We start from the raw sequence: 252 nt of genomic DNA, 5'->3' as shown, positions 1-252 counted from the left end.
ATCTGCCACAGGCGGAGTGGCTCTTGGCTGACAGGGGTTACGATGCCGATTGGTATCGAGAAGCGTTGAAAGACAAAGGGATAAGGGTCTGCATCCCAGGGCGGAAGAACCGTAAGAAGAAGATCCGGAGAGTGTCCGGCCTTCTGTGTATCGGTGATCTGGTCCATGCTTCCTGAGAGGAGCAAGGACGATGACGATTTCGAACGAATTGCTGGACGAGTTGCTGCAGGGCTGCAAGCGGCCGGAAGATCT

1 pseudogene is annotated in these 252 nt (G+C 55.2%); it reads left to right on the top strand.

Annotated elements, in window-relative coordinates:
* Nucleotides 1-128 (top strand): annotated as a pseudogene (locus GV832_RS21840) (IS5/IS1182 family transposase); the annotation flags it as partial.
* Nucleotides 129-252 lie beyond the last annotated feature (124 nt).

Origin of the sequence: Stagnihabitans tardus (assembly GCF_009925085.1) — a bacterium.
Lineage (GTDB): Bacteria > Pseudomonadota > Alphaproteobacteria > Rhodobacterales > Rhodobacteraceae > Stagnihabitans > Stagnihabitans tardus.
The sequence above is the reverse complement of the archived record's forward strand: the minus strand, read 5'-3'. Positions and strand labels throughout refer to the sequence as shown.